At 72.9% G+C, this 23,238-nt stretch carries 19 protein-coding genes and 2 tRNA genes; 5 read left to right on the top strand and 16 right to left on the bottom strand.

Annotated elements, in window-relative coordinates; translation table 11 throughout:
• Positions 1-35 precede the first annotated feature (35 nt).
• The 3 genes from DEI99_RS10705 to DEI99_RS10715 are packed head-to-tail and all read right to left on the bottom strand — an operon-like array spanning position 36 to position 3,273.
• Positions 36-992: a carbohydrate ABC transporter permease gene (locus DEI99_RS10705; protein WP_111042479.1), complete on the bottom strand. Its 957-nt coding sequence runs from the start codon at positions 990-992 to the stop codon at positions 36-38.
• Positions 989-1,972 carry a carbohydrate ABC transporter permease gene (locus DEI99_RS10710; protein ID WP_258369510.1) on the bottom strand — a complete coding sequence of 328 codons (984 nt, stop codon included), beginning with the start codon at positions 1,970-1,972 and terminating at the stop codon, positions 989-991. The genes DEI99_RS10705 and DEI99_RS10710 overlap by 4 nt, the downstream gene beginning before the upstream one ends.
• The gene (locus DEI99_RS10715) at positions 1,969-3,273 is read right to left on the bottom strand and encodes a glycoside hydrolase family 125 protein (RefSeq protein WP_258369508.1); all 1,305 of its coding nucleotides are present in this window, start codon (positions 3,271-3,273) and stop codon (positions 1,969-1,971) included. Before DEI99_RS10715 ends, DEI99_RS10710 begins: the two co-directional genes overlap by 4 nt.
• A 132-nt stretch (positions 3,274-3,405) precedes the next feature.
• On the opposite strand from DEI99_RS10715, the gene DEI99_RS10720 reads away from it, so the two are divergent.
• Positions 3,406-4,944, top strand: coding sequence for a glycoside hydrolase family 76 protein (locus DEI99_RS10720; protein ID WP_111042477.1), 1,539 nt, complete (start codon positions 3,406-3,408; stop codon positions 4,942-4,944).
• Between the two features lie 218 nt (positions 4,945-5,162).
• On the opposite strand, the gene DEI99_RS10725 is transcribed toward DEI99_RS10720, so the two are convergent.
• From DEI99_RS10725 to DEI99_RS10760, 8 genes are all read right to left on the bottom strand, one after another.
• Positions 5,163-5,238: transfer RNA gene (locus DEI99_RS10725), tRNA-Glu, on the bottom strand.
• A 35-nt stretch (positions 5,239-5,273) separates the two neighbouring features.
• Positions 5,274-5,349: transfer RNA gene (locus tag DEI99_RS10730), tRNA-Glu, on the bottom strand.
• Between the two features lie 164 nt (positions 5,350-5,513).
• On the bottom strand, positions 5,514-6,149 hold the full coding sequence (locus DEI99_RS10735) for an MBL fold metallo-hydrolase (protein WP_111042476.1): 636 nt from the start codon (positions 6,147-6,149) through the stop codon (positions 5,514-5,516).
• A 272-nt stretch (positions 6,150-6,421) separates the two neighbouring features.
• Entirely contained in the window at positions 6,422-7,450 is a 1,029-nt protein-coding gene (locus DEI99_RS10740; RefSeq protein WP_258369507.1) for a LacI family DNA-binding transcriptional regulator, read from the bottom strand.
• Positions 7,447-7,941 (bottom strand): hypothetical protein, encoded by a 495-nt coding sequence (locus tag DEI99_RS10745; RefSeq protein WP_181434496.1) that lies wholly within the window; start codon positions 7,939-7,941, stop codon positions 7,447-7,449. The genes DEI99_RS10740 and DEI99_RS10745 overlap by 4 nt, the downstream gene beginning before the upstream one ends.
• Positions 7,942-7,946: 5 nt before the next feature.
• Positions 7,947-8,783, bottom strand: a complete 837-nt coding sequence (locus DEI99_RS10750) for a carbohydrate ABC transporter permease (RefSeq protein WP_254784716.1) — start codon at positions 8,781-8,783, stop codon at positions 7,947-7,949.
• 74 nt (positions 8,784-8,857) lie between these two features.
• On the bottom strand, positions 8,858-9,883 hold the full coding sequence (locus DEI99_RS10755) for a carbohydrate ABC transporter permease (RefSeq protein WP_111042474.1): 1,026 nt from the start codon (positions 9,881-9,883) through the stop codon (positions 8,858-8,860).
• 107 nt (positions 9,884-9,990) lie between these two features.
• Positions 9,991-11,253 carry an ABC transporter substrate-binding protein gene (locus DEI99_RS10760; RefSeq protein ID WP_258369506.1) on the bottom strand — a complete coding sequence of 421 codons (1,263 nt, stop codon included), beginning with the start codon at positions 11,251-11,253 and terminating at the stop codon, positions 9,991-9,993.
• 315 nt (positions 11,254-11,568) lie between these two features.
• Between DEI99_RS10760 and DEI99_RS10765 the strand changes: the two genes are divergently transcribed.
• Entirely contained in the window at positions 11,569-12,894 is a 1,326-nt protein-coding gene (locus DEI99_RS10765) for a glycosyltransferase (protein WP_181434495.1), read from the top strand.
• Between the two features lie 393 nt (positions 12,895-13,287).
• On the opposite strand, the gene DEI99_RS10770 is transcribed toward DEI99_RS10765, so the two are convergent.
• Entirely contained in the window at positions 13,288-14,595 is a 1,308-nt protein-coding gene (locus DEI99_RS10770) for a glycosyltransferase family 2 protein (RefSeq protein ID WP_111042471.1), read from the bottom strand.
• Positions 14,596-14,799: 204 nt separating this feature from the next.
• Here DEI99_RS10770 and DEI99_RS10775 point away from each other — a divergent pair, with 204 nt between their 5' ends.
• The 3 genes from DEI99_RS10775 (at position 14,800) to DEI99_RS10785 (ending at position 17,415) form a co-directional block, all read left to right on the top strand.
• A complete protein-coding gene (locus tag DEI99_RS10775; RefSeq protein ID WP_258369505.1) occupies positions 14,800-14,934 on the top strand; it encodes a hypothetical protein in 135 nt (44 codons plus the stop codon).
• A gap of 91 nt (positions 14,935-15,025) precedes the next feature.
• Complete coding sequence (locus DEI99_RS10780; protein WP_111042470.1) at positions 15,026-15,931, top strand: beta-1,6-N-acetylglucosaminyltransferase; 906 nt, start codon at positions 15,026-15,028, stop codon at positions 15,929-15,931.
• Positions 15,928-17,415, top strand: a complete 1,488-nt coding sequence (locus tag DEI99_RS10785) for a lipopolysaccharide biosynthesis protein (protein ID WP_111042469.1) — start codon at positions 15,928-15,930, stop codon at positions 17,413-17,415. Before DEI99_RS10780 ends, DEI99_RS10785 begins: the two co-directional genes overlap by 4 nt.
• Before the next feature lie 402 nt (positions 17,416-17,817).
• On the opposite strand, the gene DEI99_RS10790 is transcribed toward DEI99_RS10785, so the two are convergent.
• Genes DEI99_RS10790 through DEI99_RS10805 form a run of 4 tightly spaced genes read right to left on the bottom strand, consistent with a single transcriptional unit; the run spans position 17,818 to position 22,830 of the window.
• Complete coding sequence (locus tag DEI99_RS10790; RefSeq protein WP_146247161.1) at positions 17,818-18,759, bottom strand: glycoside hydrolase family 16 protein; 942 nt, start codon at positions 18,757-18,759, stop codon at positions 17,818-17,820.
• Positions 18,756-20,993: a hypothetical protein gene (locus DEI99_RS10795; RefSeq protein ID WP_111042467.1), complete on the bottom strand. Its 2,238-nt coding sequence runs from the start codon at positions 20,991-20,993 to the stop codon at positions 18,756-18,758. Before DEI99_RS10795 ends, DEI99_RS10790 begins: the two co-directional genes overlap by 4 nt.
• Complete coding sequence (locus tag DEI99_RS10800; protein WP_111042466.1) at positions 20,990-21,952, bottom strand: glycosyltransferase family 2 protein; 963 nt, start codon at positions 21,950-21,952, stop codon at positions 20,990-20,992. The genes DEI99_RS10795 and DEI99_RS10800 overlap by 4 nt, the downstream gene beginning before the upstream one ends.
• Positions 21,949-22,830 (bottom strand): glycosyltransferase family 2 protein, encoded by an 882-nt coding sequence (locus tag DEI99_RS10805; protein ID WP_258369502.1) that lies wholly within the window; start codon positions 22,828-22,830, stop codon positions 21,949-21,951. The genes DEI99_RS10800 and DEI99_RS10805 overlap by 4 nt, the downstream gene beginning before the upstream one ends.
• Positions 22,831-23,238: the final 408 nt, after the last annotated feature.

Raw genomic sequence — 23,238 nt, forward strand, 5'->3', positions numbered from 1 at the left:
CGGGTGTCAGACGGTGGGGGGCTCTCCCGGAGGTCTCACTTGGTGCCGGCGTGCGCGATGCCCTCGATGATCCAGCGCTGCGCGAGGATGAAGACCACGAGCACCGGGACCATCGTGATGATCGTGCCGGCCATGAGCGGGCCGTAGTTCGTCGTGTAGTTGTTCACGAAGCCGGCGAGCCCGACCTGGACCGTCATCATCTTCGGGTCGTTGAGGACGATGAGCGGCCAGAGGAAGTTGTTCCACCCCGCCTGGAAGCTGAGGAGTCCGAGCACGGCCAGTCCGGCCTTCGTGAGCGGGAAGTAGATCGACGTGAAGATGCGGAACTCCCCCGCTCCGTCGATGCGCGCGGCCTCGCCGAGATCGTCGGGCAGCGACTCGAAGAACTGCTTCATGAAGAAGACCGCGAACGCGCCCGCGGCACCGGGGACGATGACGGCCCAGTACGTGTTGATGAGGCCGAGTCCACCGTTGCCGCTCAGGTCGTTGCCGCCGAGCAGCGGGAAGTGCCGGAGCACCAGGAACGTCGGGATCATCGTCACGATGCTCGGCACCATGAGCGAGGACAGGAACGTGATGAAGACCGCTTGACGGCCTGCGAACCGGAGCTTCGCCAGCGCGTAGCCGGCGAGCGACCCGAAGAACAGGTTCGCGACGGCACCGCCGACGCCGAGGATGAGCGTGTTGACGAAGTACCGCCCGTACGGCACGGTCGTCACGGCCTGGACGTAGTTGTCGACGGTCGGCCGCAGCGGGACGAGCGAGAGCGAGTGCGCGAGGATCTCCCCCGCGGGCTTCAGCGACGTCGCGAGGGTCCAGACGAGCGGCGCGACGGTGACGACGCTGACCAGCACGACACCGATCCACCAGGCGACGGTCTTGACCCGTCCGACGGTGGTCGCCCGGCGGCGGAGCCGCGAGGGCCCAGGCGACGCCGGGCGAGCGGAGGTGGCGGTGGCGGTGGCGGAGGCGCGGGGTGCGGTGGCGGTCATCGTTCGGAGTCCCGGTTCGTGAGGCGGGCGTTGATCAGGGAGAACGCCAGGATGATCACGAACAGGACGAACGACAGCGCGGACGCGTAGCCCATCTGCAGTGATCCGAACCCGCGGTCGTAGATGTAGTAGACGATCGTGACGGTGGAGTTGCCCGGCCCGCCCTTCGTCAGGACGTAGGCCTGGTCGAACACCTGGAACGCGTTGATGATGAGCAGCGTCGACACCAGGAAGGTGGTGCGTCGGATGCTCGGCAGGACCACGTAGCGGAACACCTGCCACGCGTTGGCGCCGTCGAGCCGGGCCGCTTCGCGCAGGTCCGGCGAGACTCCCTGCAGGCCGCCGAGGAAGATCATCATGTTGCCGCCGAAGCCGGCCCAGACGCTCATCATGACGATCGCGAACATCGCCCAGTGCGAGTCGTACAGCCACGCGGGCCCGTCGATGCCGAACCACCCGAGTGCGGCGTTGAGCAGGCCGTGCTGGGGGTTGAGCACCCAGTACCAGACGGTGGCGGTCGCCACGGTGGACGAGACGACCGGGATGTAGAAGAGCGTGCGGAAGATCCGGACGGCCCGACCACTGCGGTTGAGCAGCAGCGCGGTGGCGAGCGCGATGACGAGTCCGAGCGGCACGTAGAGGGCCGTGTAGTACACGGTGTTGCGCAGCGCCGTCCAGAAGAACGGGTCGCCGGCGATCCGCGTGTAGTTGTCGAACCCGACCCACTTGAGGTCACCGATGACCGCGTAGTCGCTCAGGCTGACGACCGCGGCGACGACCACGGGCAGGGCGGTGAAGAGCAGGAACAGCGCGCCGGGCAGGGCCAGGAAGACCCAGGCCGCACGGGTCTGCTGCTTGCGGGTGGCGCTGACCCCCGTGCCGCGTTCGGTCCGGCGACGCTGCGGTCCCGGAGCGCCGACGGCCTCGGCGGCCTCGCCCCCGACGACGGCCTGCGCCTCCGGGGTGGTCACGACGCTCACCGGGTGCTCCGCTCCGGCTGACGGGCGCCGGTCCGCAGGTCGGCCACGTCGAGGACGAACTCGCAGAACATCGCGTTCGCCCACGAGAACCACGGCCGGGTGAACTCGGTGGGGTCGTCGACGTCGAAGGACTCGTGCATGAGCCGGGTACCGGCGTGCGTGGCGCAGAGCTGCGCGAGCACCGCGGCCCGCTCGTCGGCCGAGGTGGACGTCAGACCCTGCACGGCGAGGGCGATCGGCCACACGTTCCGGCCCGGGGTGTGCGGGCTGCCGATGCCGCTGCCGGCAGCTCCCGCGTACCAGTACGGGTTCGCCGGGGACAGCACGGCGGCGCGGGTGCGCAGGTAGAGCGGGTCGTCGACCGCGCACCAGCCGAGCATCGGCAGCGACAGCAGGCTCGGCACGTTCGCGTCGTCCATGACGAGCGCCGAGCCGAGCCCGTCGACCTCGTAGGCCAGGACCTCGCCGTGCTCCGGCAGCAGGACCGTTCCGTGCCGGTGGATCGCCGCGTCGATCTCGTCCGCCAGGGCGGTGGCGCGCTCGGCCAGGTCGTGGTCGTCGAGCACGACCGTCGCGATCTCGGCCACGTGCCGGAGCTCGGTCACGGCGAAGGCGTTGCCGGGCACGTTGTAGCCGTGCGTCGTCGCGTCGTCGCTCGGACGGAAGGCGCTCCAGGTCAGGTCGGTCCGGGCTGTCAGCGGGCCGGCGCCGTCGCGCACCAGGGTGTCGGACGGCAGCAGCGGATCGGGCCGTTCGAACCGGTAGCCGGACGCCGTCTCGTGGTCCTGCTCGAGGGTCCAGAGGTCGACGGCGGCGGCCGCGACGGCGCGGAAGTCGGCGAGGTGGTCCGTCCGCCCGGTGCGCGTCCACAGCGCGTGCGCGAGTTGGATCGGGTAGCAGAGCGAGTCGATCTCGTACTTCCGCTCCCAGACCCACGGGCTCATCGGCGTGTGGTCGTCGGTGTGGCCGGCGCCGTCGGGTGCGCGGTTGAAGGCGTTCGCGTACGGGTCGACGAGCACGAACGCGAGCTGGCGTCGCGACACCGCCGCGACCGTGTCGGCGAGTGCCCGGTCGTCGGCGACGAAGTGCAGGTAGGGCGTCAGTTGCGCCGTGGAGTCCCGGAGCCACATCGCGGGGATGTCGCCGGTCACCATGAAGGCCGTCCCGTCCGGCATCGCCGTGATGGTCGTCGACAGCGTGTTCGCGAAGCAGTTCGCGAAGAGGTCGCCGACCTCGCTGCCGAGCCGGTCCGTCACCTGTGCTGCGACCTGGTCGACCAGGTCCTGATGCGTCTGAGCCACGTTGCTCCCCTTGACTTCTCTTGGTGTGGCTCCAACTATATTGATTAGCCTCATCCGCGCAAGAAGTAGTTTGAGTATACTTTTTACTGATGCGCAGGGCATCGGGATGAGGCGTGGATCGAAGGAGATTCCATGCAGCACAGACTCGTCGGCCTGCTCGTCGCGGGGGCGCTCGCCACCGCCGGGCTCACCGGGGCCGGTCTCGCGACCGCACCCGACCGGGCCTCCGCGCTGACCTCGACCCAGGCGACGGACGCGTACGACGCGTTCGTCGACACCTACTGGGACCCGGACGCGAAGTACTTCTTCACCTGGAGCGACCACCAGGTGCACTCCGAGCACGCCGTCGGTCCACAGGGCGGCGCGTACACCGACTACTGGTGGGAGGCCCAGGCCTGGGAAGCCGTGATGGACCGGTACGAGCGCACGCACGACGCGGCGAGCCGGCAGATGATCGACGACGTGTTCGACGGCTGGCGTGCGGCGTACCCGGACTTCCGCGAGAACGACTGGAACGACGACATGGGCTGGTGGGCGCGGGGCAGCATCCGCGCCTACGAGCTCACCGGCGAAGCCCGGTACCTCACCGAGGCGCAGGACATCTTCGCGTACATCGCGCAGTACGAGGACACCACGTACGGCGGCGGGATCTGGTGGAAGAACGTCGACGTCGGCGACGGCACCCGCAACGAGAAGAACGTCGCGACGAACGGCACCGCGGTCTGGACCGCGCTCCGGCTCTACGCCGCGACCGGGGACACCACCTACCGCGACACCGCCGAGCGCCTCTACGCCTGGCTGCAGACGAACTTCGACCGTGACGGCCACATCCGCGACCACGTCAGCGGGACCGGACAGTTCACCGACTACGACTGGACCTACAACCAGGGCCAGTTCGCCGGCGCCGCCCTGCAGATGTACCTGCTCACCGACGACCAGCAGTACCTCGACCGCGCGACACGTGCGACCGACTGGGCCGTCGACAACCTGACGGTCGCGGGCACCTTCCTGAACGAGGGCACGAGCGACACCGAGGGCTTCAAGGCGATCCTCACGCGCGACATCCGGGCCCTCATCGACGATGCCGGGCAGACCCAGTACGAGGCGGTGCTCACCCGGAACGCCTCACAGGCCGCGAACCACGTCTCCCCCGAGGGCATCGGCGGCGCGGACTGGACCGCACCGACGCCGTCCGTGACGACCACGCCCCAGCTGTCGCTCGGCGCCGCGGCGACGGTCGCGATCACGCAGCAGGCCGTGCCGGACGGCTCCACCGCGGTCGTCGAGGGCGACGGCGTGTACCAGGCCGAGAACGTCGACCACCCGGGCATCTCGACGGAGTCCTCGAACGCCGGGGCGACCGGCCGCGGGTACCTCGCCGGCTGGAACACCGCCGGCACCGCGGCCACGTTCCACGTGAACGTCGCGACCGCGGGCACCCACACCCTCACGTTCCGCTCCGCCGCCGCGGCCGGCACGGCCGTCCGGTCCGTGCGGGTCGGCGACGGGCCCGCGACGACCGTGTCGTTCCCGGGCACGTCGTCCTGGTCGCAGTGGACCACCACGACGGTGACGGTCGACCTGGCCGCGGGCTCGAACGCGGTGGTCGTCGCCGCAGGGTCCGGGAACGCGAACTACCTCAACCTCGACGCGATGACCGTGTCGCACTGAGCGCAGCGAAGCAACCCCGGAAGACATTGAGCGCAGCGAAGCAACCCCGGAAGACACTGAGCGCAGCGAAGCAACCCCGGAAGACACTGAGCGCAGCGAAGCAACCCCGGAAGACACTGAGCGCAGCGAAGCAACCCCGGAAGACACTGAGCGGAGCAGAGCAACCGCGGAACGCACGAAACCCCGCCGGACAGGAGTCCGGCGGGGTTTCGTCGTGCTGGTGACCCCAGCGGGATTCGAACCCGCGTTACCGCCGTGAGAGGGCAGCGTACTAGGCCGCTATACGATGGGGCCGCGGCGTGTCGTCGGACTCGGAGGCTAGCCACCTGTGGTGACCCCAGCGGGATTCGAACCCGCGTTACCGCCGTGAGAGGGCAGCGTACTAGGCCGCTATACGATGGGGCCGTTCCGACAACTCGACAAGTATGGCACAAGCCGCGCACGGAGCCAAAACGAGGCGTGTCGCCCGGGTGTGCCGTCGGACGGGAGGCCCGTGGCGGCCCCGCCACGGGCCTCCCGTCCGACCGTGCGGGCGTCCTGGACCGGTCGCCCCGCGGACGAGGCGGTGGTCAGACGGTCAGGGACTCCCCCGGTCGGAGCACGACGAGTTCACCCGCGGTGCCGAGCGCCTCGCGGAGGCGCCCGGTGTGCATCGCGTACCCGACGTCGGACAGGGTGGCCTCGTGGACCGGGTAGGCACGGGCCGGACCGACCGCGGCGACGTAGTCCATCAGCTCACCCACCTTCAGCCACGGTGCCCCGACCGGAGCGGCGAGCACCTCGACGGGGACGTCGGGGACGGTGTACGAGTCGCCGGGGTGGAACAGCCGGCCGCCCACCAGGACGCCGGTGTTGTCGACGACGGGGACGCTCGAGTGGATGACGTTGTGCCGCGTCCCGTGGAAGTCGAGCGTGAACGGCCCGACCGTGCGGTGGTCGCCGTGGGTGACGACGTCGACCTCGATGCCCGCGTCGGCGAGGACGGCCCGGACCCCCTCGGGCCCGATGACGACGGCGCCGGGGTTCGCCGCCGTGATCCGGAGCACCTGCTCGGGCGTGACGTGGTCGGGGTGCTCGTGCGTGACCACGACGGCGACGACCCCCGTGGTGTCCACCGGCCGGGTGAGCTCGCCGGGGTCGAGGACGAGGCGTGCGGTGCCCTCGGTGACGATCTGGCAGGCGTGTTCGAGCTTGGTGACCTCCATGCGGGCGACCCTACGCGGCGTCGACGGGGACTTCGTGGGTCGCGTCGCCGCCCGGTGCTCGCCGCTCGCCGCTCGCCGCTCGCCGCTCGCCGCTCGGGGACAGTGACGCCGCACAACCAAAGTGAGCCCGCGCCGCGCGGTTCCCGGGTTCGAGCGCACTTCGGTTGTGCGACACGAATCCGCGCCACGTCCGCGCCGCCCGCACCGAGCCGCGTGCGTCGCGCCACCCGTCGTCCGGAGCCGCGTGCGCCGCGCCCGCGCCCCGTCCGCTGTCAGCCGCCCGGCACCCGCCCCGTCGTCGCGCGCACCACGAGCGCCGCGGGCGCCGCCGCGATCGACCGCGTGGCCGCCCCCTCGACCTCGGCGAGTACCGCGCGCGCGGCCGTCCTCCCCTGCGCCTCCGGGTCCTGCGCGACCGTCGTCAGTCCGACGGTCCGGCCGTACTCGTGGCCGTCGATCCCCATCACCGACAGGTCCTCCGGCACCGACAGCCCGGCACGGTGCGCCGCAAGGAGCACCCCGAGCGCCATCTCGTCCGAGGCACAGAGCACCGCCGTCGGCCGCTCCGGCGCGTCGAGCAGCGCCGATCCCGCCGCGACGCCGCCCGGGAACGAGAAGCCGCCGTCGAGCAGCCGGTGTGCCGGCACGACCCGGCCCGCGGCCCGCATCGCGTCGACGAAGCCGTCCCGGCGCAGGTGCGGGACGGCGACGTTCATCCCGGCCTCGTCCTGCCCGCCGACGTAGGCGACCGCGCGGTGCCCGAGCGCGCACAGGTGCCCGACCGCGGTCCGGGTGACGGCACGGTCGTCCACGCCGACGTTCCGCAGGCCCGGGGCAAGGCCGCCGATCACGATCATCGGGTGCCGTGCGAGTTCGAGTTCGGCGCGTTCGGTCGCGTCGAGCACCAGGGACATGAGGACGAGGCCGTCCACCCGGTGCCGCAGCATCGACCGCCGGAACGCCCGGTCGCGGTCGCCGCCCGGCCCGCCGAGGTTGTAGAGGACGAGGTCGTACCCGGCGCGCTTGAGCTCGGCGTCGACCCCGCCGAGCGCCTTGACGAAGAACCACCGGTCGATCACCGGCAGCACGACGCCGACCGCGCGCTGCCGCCCGGTCGCGAGGCCGGCCGCCGCGGAGCTCGGGACGTAGCCGAGCTCGTCGGCGACGCGCCGCACCTGGTCGACGGTGGTGTCCGCCACGCTCGGCATCCCGCGGAGCGCGCGCGACACCGTCGACTTCGACAACCCCGTGGCGGTCGCGATCTGCTGGATGCCCGCCGCACCGCCCGGGAGGCCCGTCACCGCTCCGTCGCGCGTGTCGCGTCCGCCGGGTGCACGGCCCGAGCGCCGTGGTCCGGTTCCGCGGGTGCGTCCGTCGTGTCCATCGGGCCGGGGCGGCCGCGCTCGGCCGGTCCGTCACGCCGCTCGCGCCGTGGCCGTCCGGCTCGTCGGGCACGTCCGGCCCGCTCGACCTCGTCCCAGCCGACGTGTCCGTGCACCCGGCCGTCCGGGCCGGGCTGGTCGTCGCGGCTGCTGCCGGACCGCACGGGGACGAACGCGGCGGCGGTCCCGGAGCCGTCGTCGTCCTGCCGCCGGAGGACCCGGACCCGCCAGCGGTCGAGCGCGACCACGGCGAGCACGCACGCGAGCAGGGTGAGCGCCCAGCCGAGCGCCGGTCGCCCGGTGAGCTCGCAGGACACCGTGACGACGAGGAACAGGACGCCGAACGCGCCGACGAAGCCGATCGCCTCCTCGATCCGTGCGGTGGGCCGGGTGGGGCCGCGCTGGGCCATCGTCGTCAGCCCTTCACGCCGCCGGCGGTCAGGCCGGCCACGATGCGGCGTTGGAAGACGAGGACGAGGACCACGAGCGGGATCGTGACGATCGTGCCCGCGGCCATCACCGCCGTGTAGGGCTCCTGGTGCGGCTGCGACCCGGCGAACGAGGCGATCGCGACCGTGACCGGCTGCGTCGCGTCGCTCGACAGCTGTGACGAGATGAGGTACTCGTTCCAGCTCGAGATGAACGCCAGGATCGCCGTCGTGAACACGGCGGGCGCGGCGAGCGGCAGGATGATCCGCCGGAACGCCTGGATGCGGGTGCACCCGTCGATGCGCGCTGCCTCTTCGAGGTCCCAGGGCATCTCACGGAAGAACGACGCCAGCGTGTAGACCGTCAGCGGCAGCACGAACGAGATGCTCGGCAGGATGAGCGCCTGGTAGCTCCCCATCCACCCGATGTCGGTGAAGAGCTGGAACAGCGGCGAGATGAGCGCGACGCCCGGGAACATCGACGCCGCGAGGATCGCGCCGGCGATGAGCGACTTGCCGCGGAACTCGAGCCGGGCGAGTGCGTACGCCGCCGACGTGCCGACCAGCAGCGCGATGACGGTCACGGCGATCCCGATGAAGACGCTGTTGAGCAGTGCCCGACCGAGGTGGTTGCCGAGTGCCGTGGAGAACGCGGTCGCGTAGTTGTCGAGCGTGACGTGGGTGAACCACGGCGTCGGGTCGAAGGTGTAGCCGACGTCGCGGAAGCTCGTCACCACCATCCAGTAGAACGGCAGCAGGCACCAGACGGCGATGACGGCGGCCTGCACGACGGTGCGGACGGTCGGGCCGTGGTGGCGGCGCACCCGGACGTCGGGACGGTCGGCGGCGCGGTCGCGGCTCGTCGCCGCCGGGGACCGTGGTCGGTCGGCTGCGAGGGTCACTTGAGTTCACCCTTCTGCTGGGCTGCCTGGGTCTGCACGACGTTCGCCCCGAGGAAGCGGACGAAGACGAAGGCGACGATGAAGACGATGAGGAACGTGATGGTGGACAGCGCCGAGGCGGCGTTGAACCCCTGCCGGATCTGGTCGACGACGAGCACGGAGAGCGAGACGGTCGCGTTGCCGGATCCGCCACCGCCGCCGGTCATGATGGCGATGAGGTCGTAGATGCGCAGCGCGTCGAGCACGCGGAACAGCACGGCGACCATCAGTGCCGGACGGACCAGGGGCAACGTGATGAGCAGGAAGCGTTGCACGGTCGACGCCCCGTCCATCTTGCCGGCCTCGTAGACGTCCTCGGGGATGAGCTGCAGGCCGGCCAGGATGAGCAGCGCCATGAACGGGGTCGTCTTCCACGTGTCGGCGATGACGATGGCGAAGCGGGACGCCCACTCGTCCGAGAACCAGAGGACCTGGTGACCGATGACGTGATTGAGCACGCCGTTCGCGTCGAAGATGAAGTACCAGAGCTTCGCCGTCACCGCGGTCGGGATCGCCCACGGCACGAGGATCGCGGCGCGGACGAACGCACGGCCGCGGAAGTCGCGGTTCATGATGATCGCCATCCAGAGCCCGATGACGGTCTCGAGCACCACGGTCACGGCCGTGAAGAAGAAGGTGTTGCCGAAGGCCACCCAGAACTGCGAGCCGAGGCTGCCGGGCGGGCAGCTGACCTCGCCGCACCGCTGGCCGAGCCAGTGCACGTAGTTGGCCAGGCCGGCGAAGCCGCCCTGCACGAACATGCCCGTCGCCTTGTCCAGGCCCTGGTCGAGCTGGAACGACTGGATGACCGCGCTGACCACCGGGTAGCCGATGACGACCGCGAGGAGCACGATCGTCGGGCCGATGAGGTACACGGCCCACCGGCCGTGGTCCGCGTTGAGTCCGCCGGGGCGCCGTCGGCGCTCCGGCTCCGTCCCTGTGGGGTTCGGGACGGCTGCGGGGATCTCGGTTGCTGCTGACACGTGTCGGCCTCCTTGCCGGGGTGTCGGAACGCAAGTAGGGGCGGACTGGAGGCACGTGCCGGGATGACACCGTGCCTCCAGTCCGATGCGGCGTGCGCCGCGTGTCGCTAGCTGCTGGTCGCCGACGTGAGGGCGTCCTGCATGTCCTTCAGGGCTTCATCGACCGACTTCGAGCCCTTGAGCGCCGCGTAGGTGTTGTCCTGGATCGCCTTCGTCACCGCCGGGTAGAACGGCGTGACCGGCCGCGGTTCGGCGGACTCGATCGACTTGAGCAGCGTCGGCAGGTAGGGCAGCTTCGCCGTCAGCTCGGAGTCGGTGTAGAGGTCACCGACGACCGGGGCGAGCGACCCCTGGGTCGCGAAGAACTTCTGCGTGTCGTTCGAGATGAGGAACTCGAGGAAGTCGTGCGCCGTCGCTTTGTGCTTCGAGTACACGCTGATCGCGGCGTTGTGCCCGCCGAGCGTCGAGGCGCCGACGCCGTCCGCGCCCGGGATGGGGGCGACGCCGAAGGTGTCCTTGACCTTGCTCGAACCGTCGGTCTTCGCCAGGTTGTAGACGTACGGCCAGTTGCGCAGGAACAGCAGCTTGCCGGCCTCGAACGCGGTGCGGCCCTGCTCCTCCTGGTACGTGATCGCCTCGGCCGGGATGTTCCCGTCCTGGAACGCGTCGACCAGGTTCTGCAGGCCGGCCTTGGCGTCGGCGGTGTCGACGTCCGGGTCCCCGCTCTTGCCGAGCACCGAACCGCCGGAGCCGTTGATGGCCTCGGAGGCGTTCACCGTCAGGCCCTCGTACTTCGCGAACTGCCCGGCGTAGCAGCCGATGCCCTTGTCCTTCGCGATCTGGCAGTCGTCCATCATGTCGCTCCACGTCGTCGGGGGCGTCTTGACGAGGTCCTTGCGGTAGTAGAGCAGCGCGCCGTCCGAGGTCTGCGGGGCGGCGTAGAGGGTGTCGTTGTAGGTCGCGGTCTTCACCGTGGCCGGCAGGAGCTTCGACGTGTCGATCTCCATGTCCCCGGTCAACGGCGTCAGCCAGCTCTTCGCGGCGAACTCGGCGGTCCAGACGACGTCCACGTCGACGACGTCGTAGTTCGCGTCCTTGGCCTGGAAGTGCTGCACGAGGTCGTCGTGCTGCTGGTCGGCCTGGTCGGACTGCTCCTTGAAGGTGACCTTCTCGTCGGGGTGGGCCTTGTTCCACTTCGCGATCAGCGGGCGGACGACGTTCGAGTTGTCCTTGCCCTGCACGTACGTGATGGGCCCGCGGCTGTCCTGGCCGCTCTTGGCGTCGTCCGAACCGGCGCCGGAGCTCCCGCTCGAGCAGCCGGTGAGCACGAGGCCGATGACGGCGACCCCGGCAACGGATGCGAAACGCACCCTGGAGCGTGTTGTCTTCACAGCGTTGTCTCCTCATCGAGATCACCAGGACGGCGTCGGACGGGACCGTCCGACGCTGTCCTGGAGCAGGCGACGCTGCCTGCTGGGCGGTGACGCTACGCCCGGCGGCGTGCTCCTGCAACCGGTTGCACTGACACCGTGACCTGAGCGTGACCTCGGAAACCGACGTGGATGTCCCGTGAGCGCTCACCCCCGCTCGGGTGGCTCCGCCACGGTGCGGGAGTCCGCACGAACACCGCCACTGCGTTCCTGCGCCGTTGTCCGGCTCCGGCGTGCCCCCGTAGCGTCCGCGGCATGACCCAGCTCTCCTCCGTCTCCGTGCCCGGGCCCCGACGGGTCGTCAGCGTCGACCTCGACGCTCCCCTGCCCCGGCTCGTCGCCGACGAGACCGGTATCTCGGCGCTGGTGGTCGGCTACCGCGACGGACACCCCGTCGCGACGCGCGAGGTGCTGCTGACGGCGGACCCCGACGACGCCGCACGCGCGCTCGAGCCGATCGCGGGCGTCCGCGCCGACCGCGCCGGTGACGACACCCCGGTGCCGGACGAGCTGCTGCCGATGATCTCGATCGTCGTCTCGACCGTCGTCGCCCGGGTCGAGGACCTCGGCCGGTTGCTCGACGTGCTCGAGCACCTCGACTACCCGCGGCACGAGGTGGTCCTCGTCGACAACCGGGTGGTGCTGCCCGGGTCCGACCCGCTGCCCGCCCTGCTCGAGGGCCGGACGGTCCGGCTCGTCACGGAACGCCGCCCGGGGTGTTCGGCGGGTCGGAACGCCGGGGTCGCCGCGGCACTCGGCGAGGTCATCGCCTTCACGGACGACGACGTGCGGGTGGACCCGCAGTGGCTCCGGATGATCGGCACCCGCTTCGTGCGGGAGCCCGCGCTCTCGGCCGTGACCGGCATGATCCTGCCCGTCGAGCTCGCCACCCCGGCACAGATCTGGTACGAGGCGTACTACGGCGGCTTCAGCGGCGAGCGCACCTTCGACCCGGTGACGATCGTGCCCGACGACGTACCCGGTGTCATGCGCCACGCCCGTGTCTCCGCGGTCGCCCCGGACGGCTCGATCCGGAAGCACTTCGCCGTGTACGGCATCGGCGGCTACGGCGCCGGCGCGAACTGGGCGTGCCGACGGTCCGCGTTCGACGCCGCGGGCGGCTTCGACACCACGCTCGGCGCCGGGGTACCAGCACGCGGCGGCGAGGACCTGGCGATCTTCATCGACATCCTCTGGAACGGCGGCCGGATCGGCTTCGAACCCCGCGCCGTCGTGCACCACCGGCACCGCCAGGACCTCGCCGGCCTGCACCACCAGCTGCACTCGAACGGCGTCGGCTTCACCGCCCTGATGTGCGCGCTCGTCGTGAAGGACCGCCGGCACCTGCTGGCCCTGGCCCGTCTCATGCCCGTCGCCGCCGACGTCAAGACCCGCCAGCTCGTCTCCCGGCTGGCCGGACGACGCGACGCAGCACCGGAGACGGTGACCGAGGCCTCGACGACGCGCATCCCCCGGTCCCTCGCGTTCCACGAGTTCCGCGGCTTCCCGGCCGGCCCGGCGGCGTACCTGCGCAGCCGACGGTTCTGGCGCTCGGTCGAGGAGGGCCGCTTCCGCCCGTAGGGGCACCGGGCGGTGCCGTGCCGGTGGGGTATGCCGGTACCGGTGCCGTGCGGTCCGTTCGCTGTGCCGGTGCGGTGTGCCGGTGCCGTGCGCCGGTGCCGTGCACGTGCGGGCGGCGCTGCCGTGCGACGAGATCGACGTCGCACGAGACCGACGATGTCGCAGCCGCCGATGCCCCTCGCACGGCGCGACAAAGTCGACGTCGCACGACCTCGACGATGTCGCAGCCCCCGCCAGCCGCGCTGAGCGCGACAACCTCGACGTCGCACGACCTCGACGATGTCGCAGCTCCGCCAGCCGCGCCGAGCGCGACGACACCGCCGTCGCACGACACCGACGTCGTCGCGCCAGCCCGCGCACCATCCCTGCGCGCCGCGGCCCCGCGCGCGGAGGTCAGCCCCGCCGCGCCCGTCCGACCAGGTACCGCCACGGACCGCCGAGCGCCGCGAGGAGCTCCACGCGCTGCAGCCCGGCGGTGGCCTGCCGGAACTCGTCGTCGACGGGCCAGCCGCCCACGGTGTCCACCGCGACGGGCTCGCCGGCACCGGCCGTCCCCTGCCCGAGCGCCCCGAGCTGCCGCAGCGCGCCGACGGCCCGACGGAGCACCGCCACCGCCGTCCGCGGTCGCAGCACGAGCTTCGTCACCCACGCCCCGAGACCGGTGCCGTAGCCGAGCGCCTGGGACCGCAGGGCGGCGCGGTCGGAGCGGTGTCGGTGCCAGACCACCGCGGCGGGCTCCACGGCGAGCGCCCCGCCGGAGAACAGCACCCGCGTGAACAGGTCCGGGTCCTCGCCGGCGCGGGCGGGGGTCCCCGGGCCGAGGGCGACGTCGAAGCCGCCCAGGGCGAGCGCGGCCGAGCGCCGCAGCGACATGTTCGCCCCGGTGCCGAACGCGCCGACCGAGAACGGGAAGAGCGGCAGGTCGGCCGGCGGCGCCGAGGTCCGGAAGACCCGGCGGTCGGTGTTCCGCGCCCAGGTCACCCGCTCGTCGAAGTACCGCTGGGTGGGCGTGCGCAGTTCCCCGCTCGGCACGAGCCCGGTGACGCAAACGACGTCCGCGTCGCGGGCGTACGCCTCGGCGAGCGCCGCGAGCCAGAGGCGGTCGACGACCACGTCGTCGTCGACGAAGGCGACCACGGCTCCGGAGGCGACGGCGAGACCGGCGTTCCGTGCGCGTGAGACGCCGGGTCGGGCCTCCAGGACGTAGCGCAACCGGGGGTCGTCGAACGACGCGACCACGTCGCGGGTGGCGGTGGTCGAGGGCGCGTTGTCGACGACGACGACCTCGAGGTCGTCGTACGCCGAGTCGAGCACCGACCGGACGACGTGACGCACGTCGTCCGGCCGGTCGCGGGTACCGATGACGACGGAGACGCGGCCGACGGGCGTGCCGGTCGGTGCGGCCGGGAGGCCCGTGGCGCGCAGTGCACGGACGGCCGGTCCCAGCTCGGCCGGGTCCACCGCCCCCGCTGCGTCGACGGCGACGTCGACGAAGCCGGCGACCTCACGGCCGTCCCGGACGAGGAGCCGTGCGCGGCGGAAGCCCTCGGCGTCCTGCAGGGCGACGGCGGTCGCGGTGGCCGCCTCCTGCCGGTCGACGGCGCCGACCCAGGCGGCTCCGGCCCACGTCGGGACCCCGGCTGACGGCATCGCGGGGGTGACGGTGAGCACGCCGCTGACGGTCGCCCGGGGTTCGGTCATGCTCCGATGCTCGGGTGGGGGCTCCGGCCGGTCAACGACGACCGGGGGCGCGTGCGGCGACGGACGCGCGACTTGCGGTTTGCCGCCAGGTGCCCGGACGGGCGGGCGGAGCGGACCGGGTTCCGCGGTCCGGGCGGCTCCCGGGCGCTGCCCCTAGGATCGACGACAGGACCGGCGGCAGCACGTCGGGCACGAGGAGGACGCATGTCGCTGGGCCCCACGACCGAGCTCGGCGTCCCCACCTGCGTCTGCGGCCACGTGCAGGACGCCCACGAGCACTACCGCCCGGGCAGCGACTGCGCACTGTGCGACTGCCCGAGGTTCCGCCGACAGCGCTGATCCTCGGGCCCGGTGCGGGAAACCGCCGCTTCACCGCAGTGGCCCCACGGGCGCCTTGTCGCCCCGATCGCGTGCACCTAGCGTCGCGTCCATGGCCATCTCCCCCGCGGCTCCGGCCTGCGTCGTCCTCGCGCACGAGGACCCCGTGCACGTCCGGCGGCTCGTCGAGGCGCTCGACCCGTTCCCCGTGTTCCTGCACTGCGACTCCCGGACGCCGGACGACGTCCACCAGGCGATGACCGAGGGGCTGCCCGACCGGGTGCGGTTGCTGCCGCGGATCCGGACCGGCTGGGCCCGGTGGGAGAACGTCGAGGCCGAGGTCGCCGGCTACCGTGCGGCGCTCGCCGAGACGGACGCGACGCACGTCGCCGTGCTGACCGGCAGCGACTACCCGTTGGCGTCCCCGGCGGAGACGACGGCGCTGCTCGAGGCACACCGGGACCGCTCGTTCGTGTTCGCGCACCCGCTGCCGCACCCCGAGTGGGGTCGCGACGGCGGTGTCGGCCGGATCCGCTACCGGCACTGGGCCTGGCGGAAGCACATGCTGCGGCTGCCGGTGCCCCGGCGAGCGCCGCGTGACGTCGTGCTGACGGGTGGCTCGCAGCTCAAGGTCCTCGCGCGCCGGCACGCGGCCGCGGTCGTCGACACGGTGGACCGCCGGCCGGACCTGACGGACTTCTGGCGGCGCACCTGGGTGGCCGACGAGACGTTCGTGCTCTCCGTGCTCGGCTCCCCCGCGCTGGTGCCCGGCTTCGCCGACGAGCACGTGCCGCACTCGCTGTGGTGGATCGGGTGGGACGGCACGGCGCAGAAGAGCCCGCCGTGGCTGACCATCGAGGACGCCGGGCGGCTCCTCGCCGGCCGGACCGACACCGCGGACGCGCTGCCGCAGGTCTTCGCGCGGAAGTTCTCGACGGACCGCAGCGCCGACCTGCTCGACGTCGTCGACGGCGCGTTCGGGCTGCGTCCGGGCCTGGCCGCCGCGGTCGCCTCGTGACCCTGCCCCCGCAGACCCGGCGGCAGGCCCGGGCCACCCGGGACGGCGAGGACGGCGGTGCATCAGCCGTCCGCAAGGGCGCCTCGGTCCTGTTCGGCCGCGGGTTGCTCTACGTCGTCGTCTGGTCGATGCAGCTCGTCGTCTCGTCGCTCATCTCGCCCGTGCTCGCGCACCTCATGCCGCCGTCGGAGTTCGGCGTCCTGGCATCGGCGATCGCTCTGTACCAGGCGCTCGTCGTGCTGGCGGTCGCCGGCCTCGACCAGGCGACCGTCCTGCAGCGTGCCGAGGACGGCGACGACCGCCGGGCCCGCGGGCTGCTCGCGGTCGGGGTCGTCACCGCCGCCGTCGTGATTGCGGTCGCGCTCGCGACGATCCCCGCGTGGGGCGACGCCGCCGGGTTCGTCGGCGCACACCCGCTGCTCCTCGTCGCCGTGCTCTGGACGGGGCCGTCGGCGATCGTCCAGCTGTCCCTCGCGGTGCTCGTCGCCCAGGACCGCATCCGCGTCTTCGCCGTGACGAGCCTGCTGTCGTCGATCGGCGGGTCCGTCATCGGGCTCGGCCTGCTCGCCGCCGTGCACGCCGACGCCACCACGTACGCGTGGGGCGGTGTCGTCGCGCAGGGCGCGGCGATGGTGGTGGGGATCGCAGCGACGCGACCGCGGATCGCGGGGCTGCTCGACCGCAGGACGACCGCCCGCGCGTTCCGTCTCGGCATCCCGGTGGCGCTCGGGAACCTGTCGTACTTCGTGCTGAACGCCGGCGACCGGATCGTCGTGCAGCGGCTGCTCGGTCCGGACGAGGTCGCGCGCTACCAGATCGCCTACGTCGTCGGGTCGGCGGTCATCCTGCTGCTCACGTTCACGAACCAGGCGTGGGCGCCGCACTTCGCCGCGGTCCGCGACGCCGTGGCCCGGCGCGAGCTCGCCGTGCACGCCCGCGACGAGCTGTACCGGTTGCTCGCGCCCGTGCTCCTCGCGGTGACCCTGGTGTCGCCGATCGCCCTGCCCGTCCTGGCGCCGGCGTCCTACCGGGTGCAGGGGCTCACGGTCGTCGTCTTCATCGTCGCGGTCACGGCCCTGCCGGTCGTCGCGAGCGGCGCCACCGGCCGGCTGCTGCTCGTGGAGCGACGCGGCGTGGCCGTCGGCGTCATCGCGGCCGTCGCCGGAGCGGTGAACATCGGCGCGAACCTCGTGCTCGTCCCGCTGTTCGGCATCGCCGGCGCCGGCGCCGCGACCGTCCTGGCGTACGTCGTGCTCGCGGTGCTGCAGCTCGCGGTCCTGCCCGACCGGCGTGCCTGGAACGGCCCGGGTCCCGCGGTCGTGCTCCCGGTGGCCGGGGCGCTCCTCGTGGCGGCCGCGTCGCTCTTCGTACCGGAGGACGCGCTCTGGAACTGGGTGCGGGCCGCCGGGGTGCTCGCCTGCCTGCCGTGGTTCGTCGTCCGGCTGCGGTCGGCTCGAGGACGAGGCGCGGCGACCTCGTCCTGACGGCGGCACGTGGGCGCGCGTCCGGTAGGGGGCGGCTCGCCAAGCCGCACCGCGCCGAGCACCGACCCGGCGCCGAGCGCCCGCACACTGCGCGGGCGCGCAGCGCACGGCACACACCGCGTCGGCGCCCAGCGCCCGCCGCGCACCATGCCGGCGCCCAGCGCCCGTCGCGCACCGCCTCGGCGCCCACGCCCGTCGCACACCGCGCCGGCGCCCAGCGCCCAGCGCCCGTCGCACACCGCGCCGCCGCCCAGCGCCCGTCACGCACCGCGCCGCCGCCCAGCGCCCAGCGCCCGTCGCACACCGCGCCGGCGCCCAGCGCCCGTCACGCACCGTGCCGGCGCCCGGCGCCCGTCACGCACCGTGCCGGCGCTCAGCGCCCGTCACGCACCGTGCCGGCGCTCAGCGCCCGTCACGGTCCGGCGTGGTCGCCTGCGGGTCGGCGCCGGCCGCGGGCACGTCGATCGTCACCCAGTCGACGAGCAGGGACCCGGCGGCGCTCCGCGGCGGGACACCGGCGATCGAGCCGGCCTGCACGACCAGGTGCATCGGGGCCGTCGGGATCGACTCGGTCGTCGTGCCGACGAGGGCACCGTCGACCAGGAACGACATCCGCGAGCGCGTCCACTCGATCGTGTACGTGTGCCAGTCGGCCAGCGACGCAGCGGTCTCGTGCTGCACGCACTTCTGCTCCGGGTCGCCCACGCAGTGCACGTTGAGCCCGGCCGTGCCGCCGAGCGCACCCTCGGGGAAGTCGACCTCGCCGTCCGCCCAGACGTTGTCGTCGCTCCAGAGCAGCACCGCGACGCCGTAGCCGTCGACGCGGTCACTCTTCATGCGGATGCTGTACCGACCAGCGGTCTGTCCGCCCCACCGGCCGTCGACCAGGGGGACGACGCCGCCGGCGAGCGGTGTGCCGCCCGCGGTGGTGCGCAGGTGCACGTCGAGCACGCCGCCGTGCGCGCTCAGGGCGGAGGCCTGGTAGCGGCCCGTCCCGGCGGTGTCCGCGAACCCGTGGTACACCGAGAACCGGTCGCCGTAGGTGCGCTCGAAGGCGCCCGTCGCGGTCGGTTCGGCGAAGTCCTCGGCGAAGACGCGCTGCCACCCGCCGCCGCCGTCGGCCGTCGGCATCACCGCTCCGCTCGGGTCGACCGCGTCGACGCCCCGCCCGGTCGTGGCACCGGCGACGACGGCCGCGGCGACCACGACCGCCGCGGCGACGAGCGCGGCACGGCGGCCGCTGCCCGCCGCACGGCGGTGTCGGGAGCGCCCGGTGGCGTGCGCCGCCGGCGCGCCGTTCGCGGCTGCGGCACGGGGGTCGAGCGTCGGTCCGACGCGGGTCACCCCGCGGCCCCGGCGGCCCGGCGCAGCCCCGCCGGCGTGAGCTCGTAGAGCGTCGTGGTTCCGGACGACCAGACCCGCTGCCACTGCGACGAGGACGCCATCGCCCGGGCGAGCCGCTGGTAGTCGGCGTCGCTCTGGTAGCCGTACCGCTCGTCGTAGGCGCCGAACGGTTCGGCGACGAGCGCGTAGTACTTCGTCGCGGCCCAGTTCTGCACGAGCTCCCGGGTCAGGACGGACACGTCGGCGGTCGCGTCGTAGCCCTGCGGGGACGGGTACGGTCCCAGGGCCTCGCGGGACAGGTAGCCGACGTCGAAGTACCGCGCGCCGGTGTTGCTCGGCACCGCGTTCGCCGAGCCGGTCAGCAGCATCACCGATCCTGCGGGTGCGGTGCGGTCGTACAGCCGCGTGGCCTCGGACTGACTGCGGGTCATCACGCGGTTCCAGTCGAGCGCGGTCTGCCCGAACGCCCCGACCGCGACGAGCGCGGCGACCCCCGCAGCGGCGACCGCGTACCGCACCGCGGTGGGACGGCCCACCCGACGAAGCAGCGCGCCGACGGGTGCGAACCGACCGGCCGGCAGCGGGAGCGCTGCGGCGAGGACGGCGATCCAGGGCGTCGCGAACAGGACGACGCGGAACACGCCCTCCTGGCCGTAGTTCGTCGCGACGAGCAGCGACACCGGGCTCGCCGCCGCGGCGAGCAGGGCCCAGTGCACGCGGTCCCGGCGGAGCAGCACCGTGACGACCGCCGCGATGCCGAGCAGCACGAGCGCCGCCGCCGGCACGTCGAACGCCAACCGGGTGACGAGCGGTCGCGGCAGCACGGTCAGGTCGTGGGCGGGCGGCTGGACGTTGTCGAGCACACGGCCGACGGCGGCCAGGGACAGGAACTTGCCGAGCACGTCGCCGTTCAACGCGGCGAACACCACCGCCGGCACGAGCACGACGGCCGGCAACCACCAGGGCCGGAGCAGTCGGAAGACCACCAGGACGACGAGCGCGGCGACCGTCAGGTACGGCGAGATCTGGTGCGTGACGGCGAGCACGACGCCGATCACCGCGATGGCGACGATGCGGGTCGGCCCGACGGTCCGGGTGCGCGCGAGGGAGGGGGTCGTGGCGTCCCGGACGGGCCCGGTCGCGAGCACCAGGATGACCACGGACAGCAGGATGCCCGTCGACTGCGGCGAGAAGTACGTCGTGTTGAGCGACCCCGTCATCGCGGTGAGCAGCGCGGCGACCCAGGGGCGTCGGGCCCCGGGCAACCAGTGTGCCGCGAGCACCCCGACGGCGATGGTCGTGCTGAACGCGAGCAGGACCGGCACCCACGCGGCGATCGTCATCGTGTCGACGATGCCGCCGACGTCGGCCACCCAGGCACCGCCGGCGAACAGGCCGGACCACGTCTGGAAGATGTCGGCGGCGGGATCGGTGCCGCCGTGCTGCCGGATGTACTCGAGGACGCCGATGTGCCGGGCTGCGGCGGTCACGGTCGGCACGCCGTACGTGATCGCCTGTGCGAGCTGGACGACACCGCCGAGCACCACGACGGGGACCGCGAGTCCGCGTCCGCGGACGAGTGCCAGCACCGTCGCGGCGACCACCAGGACGAGCCCGACGACGAGCCCGGGCCCGAGCGAGCCGAACAGCCCGGCGGGCACGGGGTCGCCGACGTGGGTCACCGCGGCGACGACCACGATGCCCAGCCCGACGAGCGAGAGCGTCGTGACGATCGTGGTCGGTCCGGCGCGCCACCCGCGCGGCGCACCGGCCGGGCGTGCTGTCCGCAGCGCCCGCAGCGCCCGCAGGTCGCGCGGCACGACGACGTTGAGCACCACCACGGTGCCGACGACCAGGGCGACGAACGGTCCGGACGGCTCCCAGCTGTGGGCGGTCGCCATGGCGTACCCGATGCCGATCGTCCCGACCAGGGAGCCGGCGACGGCGAGGACGGCGAACCGCGCGAGCGGCATCGGCCGGACGAGCAGGAGCGGCGCGACGCCGAGCAGTGCGAACAGGAAGACCCCGACGGCGCTCCCCCGCAGGGTCGGCAGGTCCGCGACCGTGCCGACGAGCGCGACGACGAGCGTGGCCACGACCGTCGCAGCGGCCGTGAGCCGCGCGGCGGGTCCCATCACCCGGTCGCGGCCGTCGCGCACCGGTGTGCCGTCGTCGGACGCGGGCGGGCCGGACGGGTCCGGCGAGGTGACCGGCGCGATCGTCGTGCCGGTCACCTCGCGCTCACCGGCTGCTCGACCGGGCGGGCCGCCGGCGTGGTGACGACCACGCCGCCGAGCACCCGGCCCACGGCGTAGCCGAGGACGGTCGCGGCGACGGACAGCACGATCGCGCCGGCCCGGCGCCCGCCGCCGCGGCCGATCCGGCCGAGTTCGCGCAGGACGGCGCCGGGGATGACCCGAGTCAGGTACGTCGACTCGCTCGCGAGCGAGTCACCCGTGCCGACGCGCCGGCTGAGCACCGCCTTCGAGATGCCCTCGTAGTAGCTCCGACGGCGCAGGTAGCGCACGGTCACGCGGTCCGGCGAGACCCGGTGCGCGACGTTCGACCGCGGCTCGTACCGGATCCGTGCGCCGGGCCGCACCTGGGCGATCCGGATGCACAGCTCGGTCTCCTCGCAGCCGAGGGGCTGGTCGCCGACACGGCCGATGCCGGAGCGGAAGCCCCCGGCCAGCAGGATCGCCTCGCGGCGGAACGCCATGCTCGACCCGATCACGTTCCGGACGTCGCCCGGCGCCTCCGGCAGCCCGCGGTACGAGCACCCGACGATCCAGAGCAGCTCGTCGGCGTAGGGGCCGGCCCCGGTGGCGGTCGGCCAGGACGGCGTCGCACGGCCGCCGACGCCGACGACCTCGGGGTCCTCGAGCGCTGCGAGCAGGTGGCGCAACCAGTCGGGGTCCGCCGTGGCGTCGTCGTCGAGGAACGCGACCACGTCCGCCTCGGTCAGGGCGACGCCGGTGTTCCGCGCGCCGGAGAGCCCGCGGTCCTCGGTGTTCGGCACGACCCGCAGGTCGGGCCACCGCGCCGACGCCCGGGCCAGGAGCTCGGGCTCGTGGTCGATCACCACGACCACCTCGGGCTGCTCGGACTGGCGGACGGCGGACTCGACGCTGTCCTGCAGGTCGCCCCACCGCTGCTGCGTGTACGCGCAGATGACGACCGCGACGGTCGTCACGCGACGTCCTCCTCGAGGCCGACGACCACGGCGGCGGCCGCAGCGGCCGCGACGGGAGCGCCGTGCGCCGCCGCCGGCTGGCCGGCGACGATCGGGGGGACGGCGTGCACGGCGACGCGACGTGCCTCGGCACGGCCGGCGACGGCGCGACGACGCTCGTGCATGATCGACTTCAGCACGCGGATGCCGTCCGTGACGGCGTTGAGGTTGCTGTGACCGTGCACGCGGAGCTTCTCGTGGCTCGGCACCTCGGTGATCGCCAACGCGGCCGACGACCAGCGGCAGGTCAGGACGGTCTCGATCTCGAAGCCGTCGCCCCAGAGCATCGTCCCGTCGGCCGGGCGCGGCAGCTCGGAGGAGAGCAGCCCGATCTCCGGCAGGACGTCCGCCCAGAAGGCGTTGTAGCCGTAGCAGAGGTCGCTGTACCGGGTGCCGAGGATGACGTTGCACAGCGCGTTCAGCCCGCGGTTGCCGAGGTTGCGCAGGATCGTGATGTCGTCGCTCCCCCCGCCGAGGGCGTACCGGGTGCCCTTCGCGACGTCGGCGCCGTCGACGAGCGCCTGCACGAAGCGCGGGATCTCGTCGGGGTCGGCGGAGCAGTCGGCGTCGAACATGACGACCACGTCGCCGGTCACGGCTTCGAACCCGCAGGCGAGCGCGTTGCCCTTGCCCTTGCGGGTCTGGTGCACGACACGGATGCCGGGCAGCACGCGCTGCGCCGTCGCGACGGTGTCGTCGACCGAGTTGCCGTCGACCAGGATCACCTCGTGCACGGGCGGGAGCATCGGCAGGATGATCTCGAGGTTGCGGGCCTCGTTGCGGGCCGGGATGACGACGGAGACCCGCGGGTCTGCGGGGCGGACGGTTCGAACGGGCATGAGCACGGTCCTGTCGGGTCAGGGTTGCGGTCGGGTGTCTCGGAGTGGGACCGGCGTCCGCTGACGACGCCGCGACGGCACGGGACGCCGCCGTCGGGTGGGCACGGCACCGTCGCCACCGGGAACGCGGCCGAGTGGGTACCCTCGCCCGCGGTCCAACCATCGCCGTGGGCGGGGCAGCGGTCAATGCGGGTCCGATGCGCTTGCGGACACTCCGGCGCGGATACGGAAACCCGCAACCGCCGCGCAGGTGGCGCGGTCGGCGCGGCGGCGCACTGTCCGGGGACGGGACCGGCTGCCGGACGGGAGGCACGGCGCGGCCCCGCACCGCGCCTCCTGTCCGTCCGTGGTCCGGCGACACGGCGACGGGCGCCTCCACGACGCGACGCGTCGGTCTCGCGGATCACC

Source organism: Curtobacterium sp. MCLR17_036 (assembly GCF_003234445.2).
Classification (GTDB): Bacteria; Actinomycetota; Actinomycetes; order Actinomycetales; family Microbacteriaceae; genus Curtobacterium.

Bases quoted from the DNA above. Each gene is read 5' to 3' on its own strand.
- DEI99_RS10705 (WP_111042479.1), bottom strand. From the start codon at position 992: ATGACCGCCACCGCACCCCGCGCCTCCGCCACCGCCACCGCCACCTCC.
- DEI99_RS10720 (WP_111042477.1), top strand. From the start codon at position 3,406: ATGCAGCACAGACTCGTCGGCCTGCTCGTCGCGGGGGCGCTCGCCACC.
- DEI99_RS10735 (WP_111042476.1), bottom strand. From the start codon at position 6,149: ATGGAGGTCACCAAGCTCGAACACGCCTGCCAGATCGTCACCGAGGGC.
- DEI99_RS10745 (WP_181434496.1), bottom strand. From the start codon at position 7,941: ATGGCCCAGCGCGGCCCCACCCGGCCCACCGCACGGATCGAGGAGGCG.
- DEI99_RS10765 (WP_181434495.1), top strand. From the start codon at position 11,569: ATGACCCAGCTCTCCTCCGTCTCCGTGCCCGGGCCCCGACGGGTCGTC.
- DEI99_RS10770 (WP_111042471.1), bottom strand. From the start codon at position 14,595: ATGACCGAACCCCGGGCGACCGTCAGCGGCGTGCTCACCGTCACCCCC.
- DEI99_RS10775 (WP_258369505.1), top strand. From the start codon at position 14,800: ATGTCGCTGGGCCCCACGACCGAGCTCGGCGTCCCCACCTGCGTCTGC.
- DEI99_RS10780 (WP_111042470.1), top strand. From the start codon at position 15,026: ATGGCCATCTCCCCCGCGGCTCCGGCCTGCGTCGTCCTCGCGCACGAG.
- DEI99_RS10805 (WP_258369502.1), bottom strand. From the start codon at position 22,830: ATGCCCGTTCGAACCGTCCGCCCCGCAGACCCGCGGGTCTCCGTCGTC.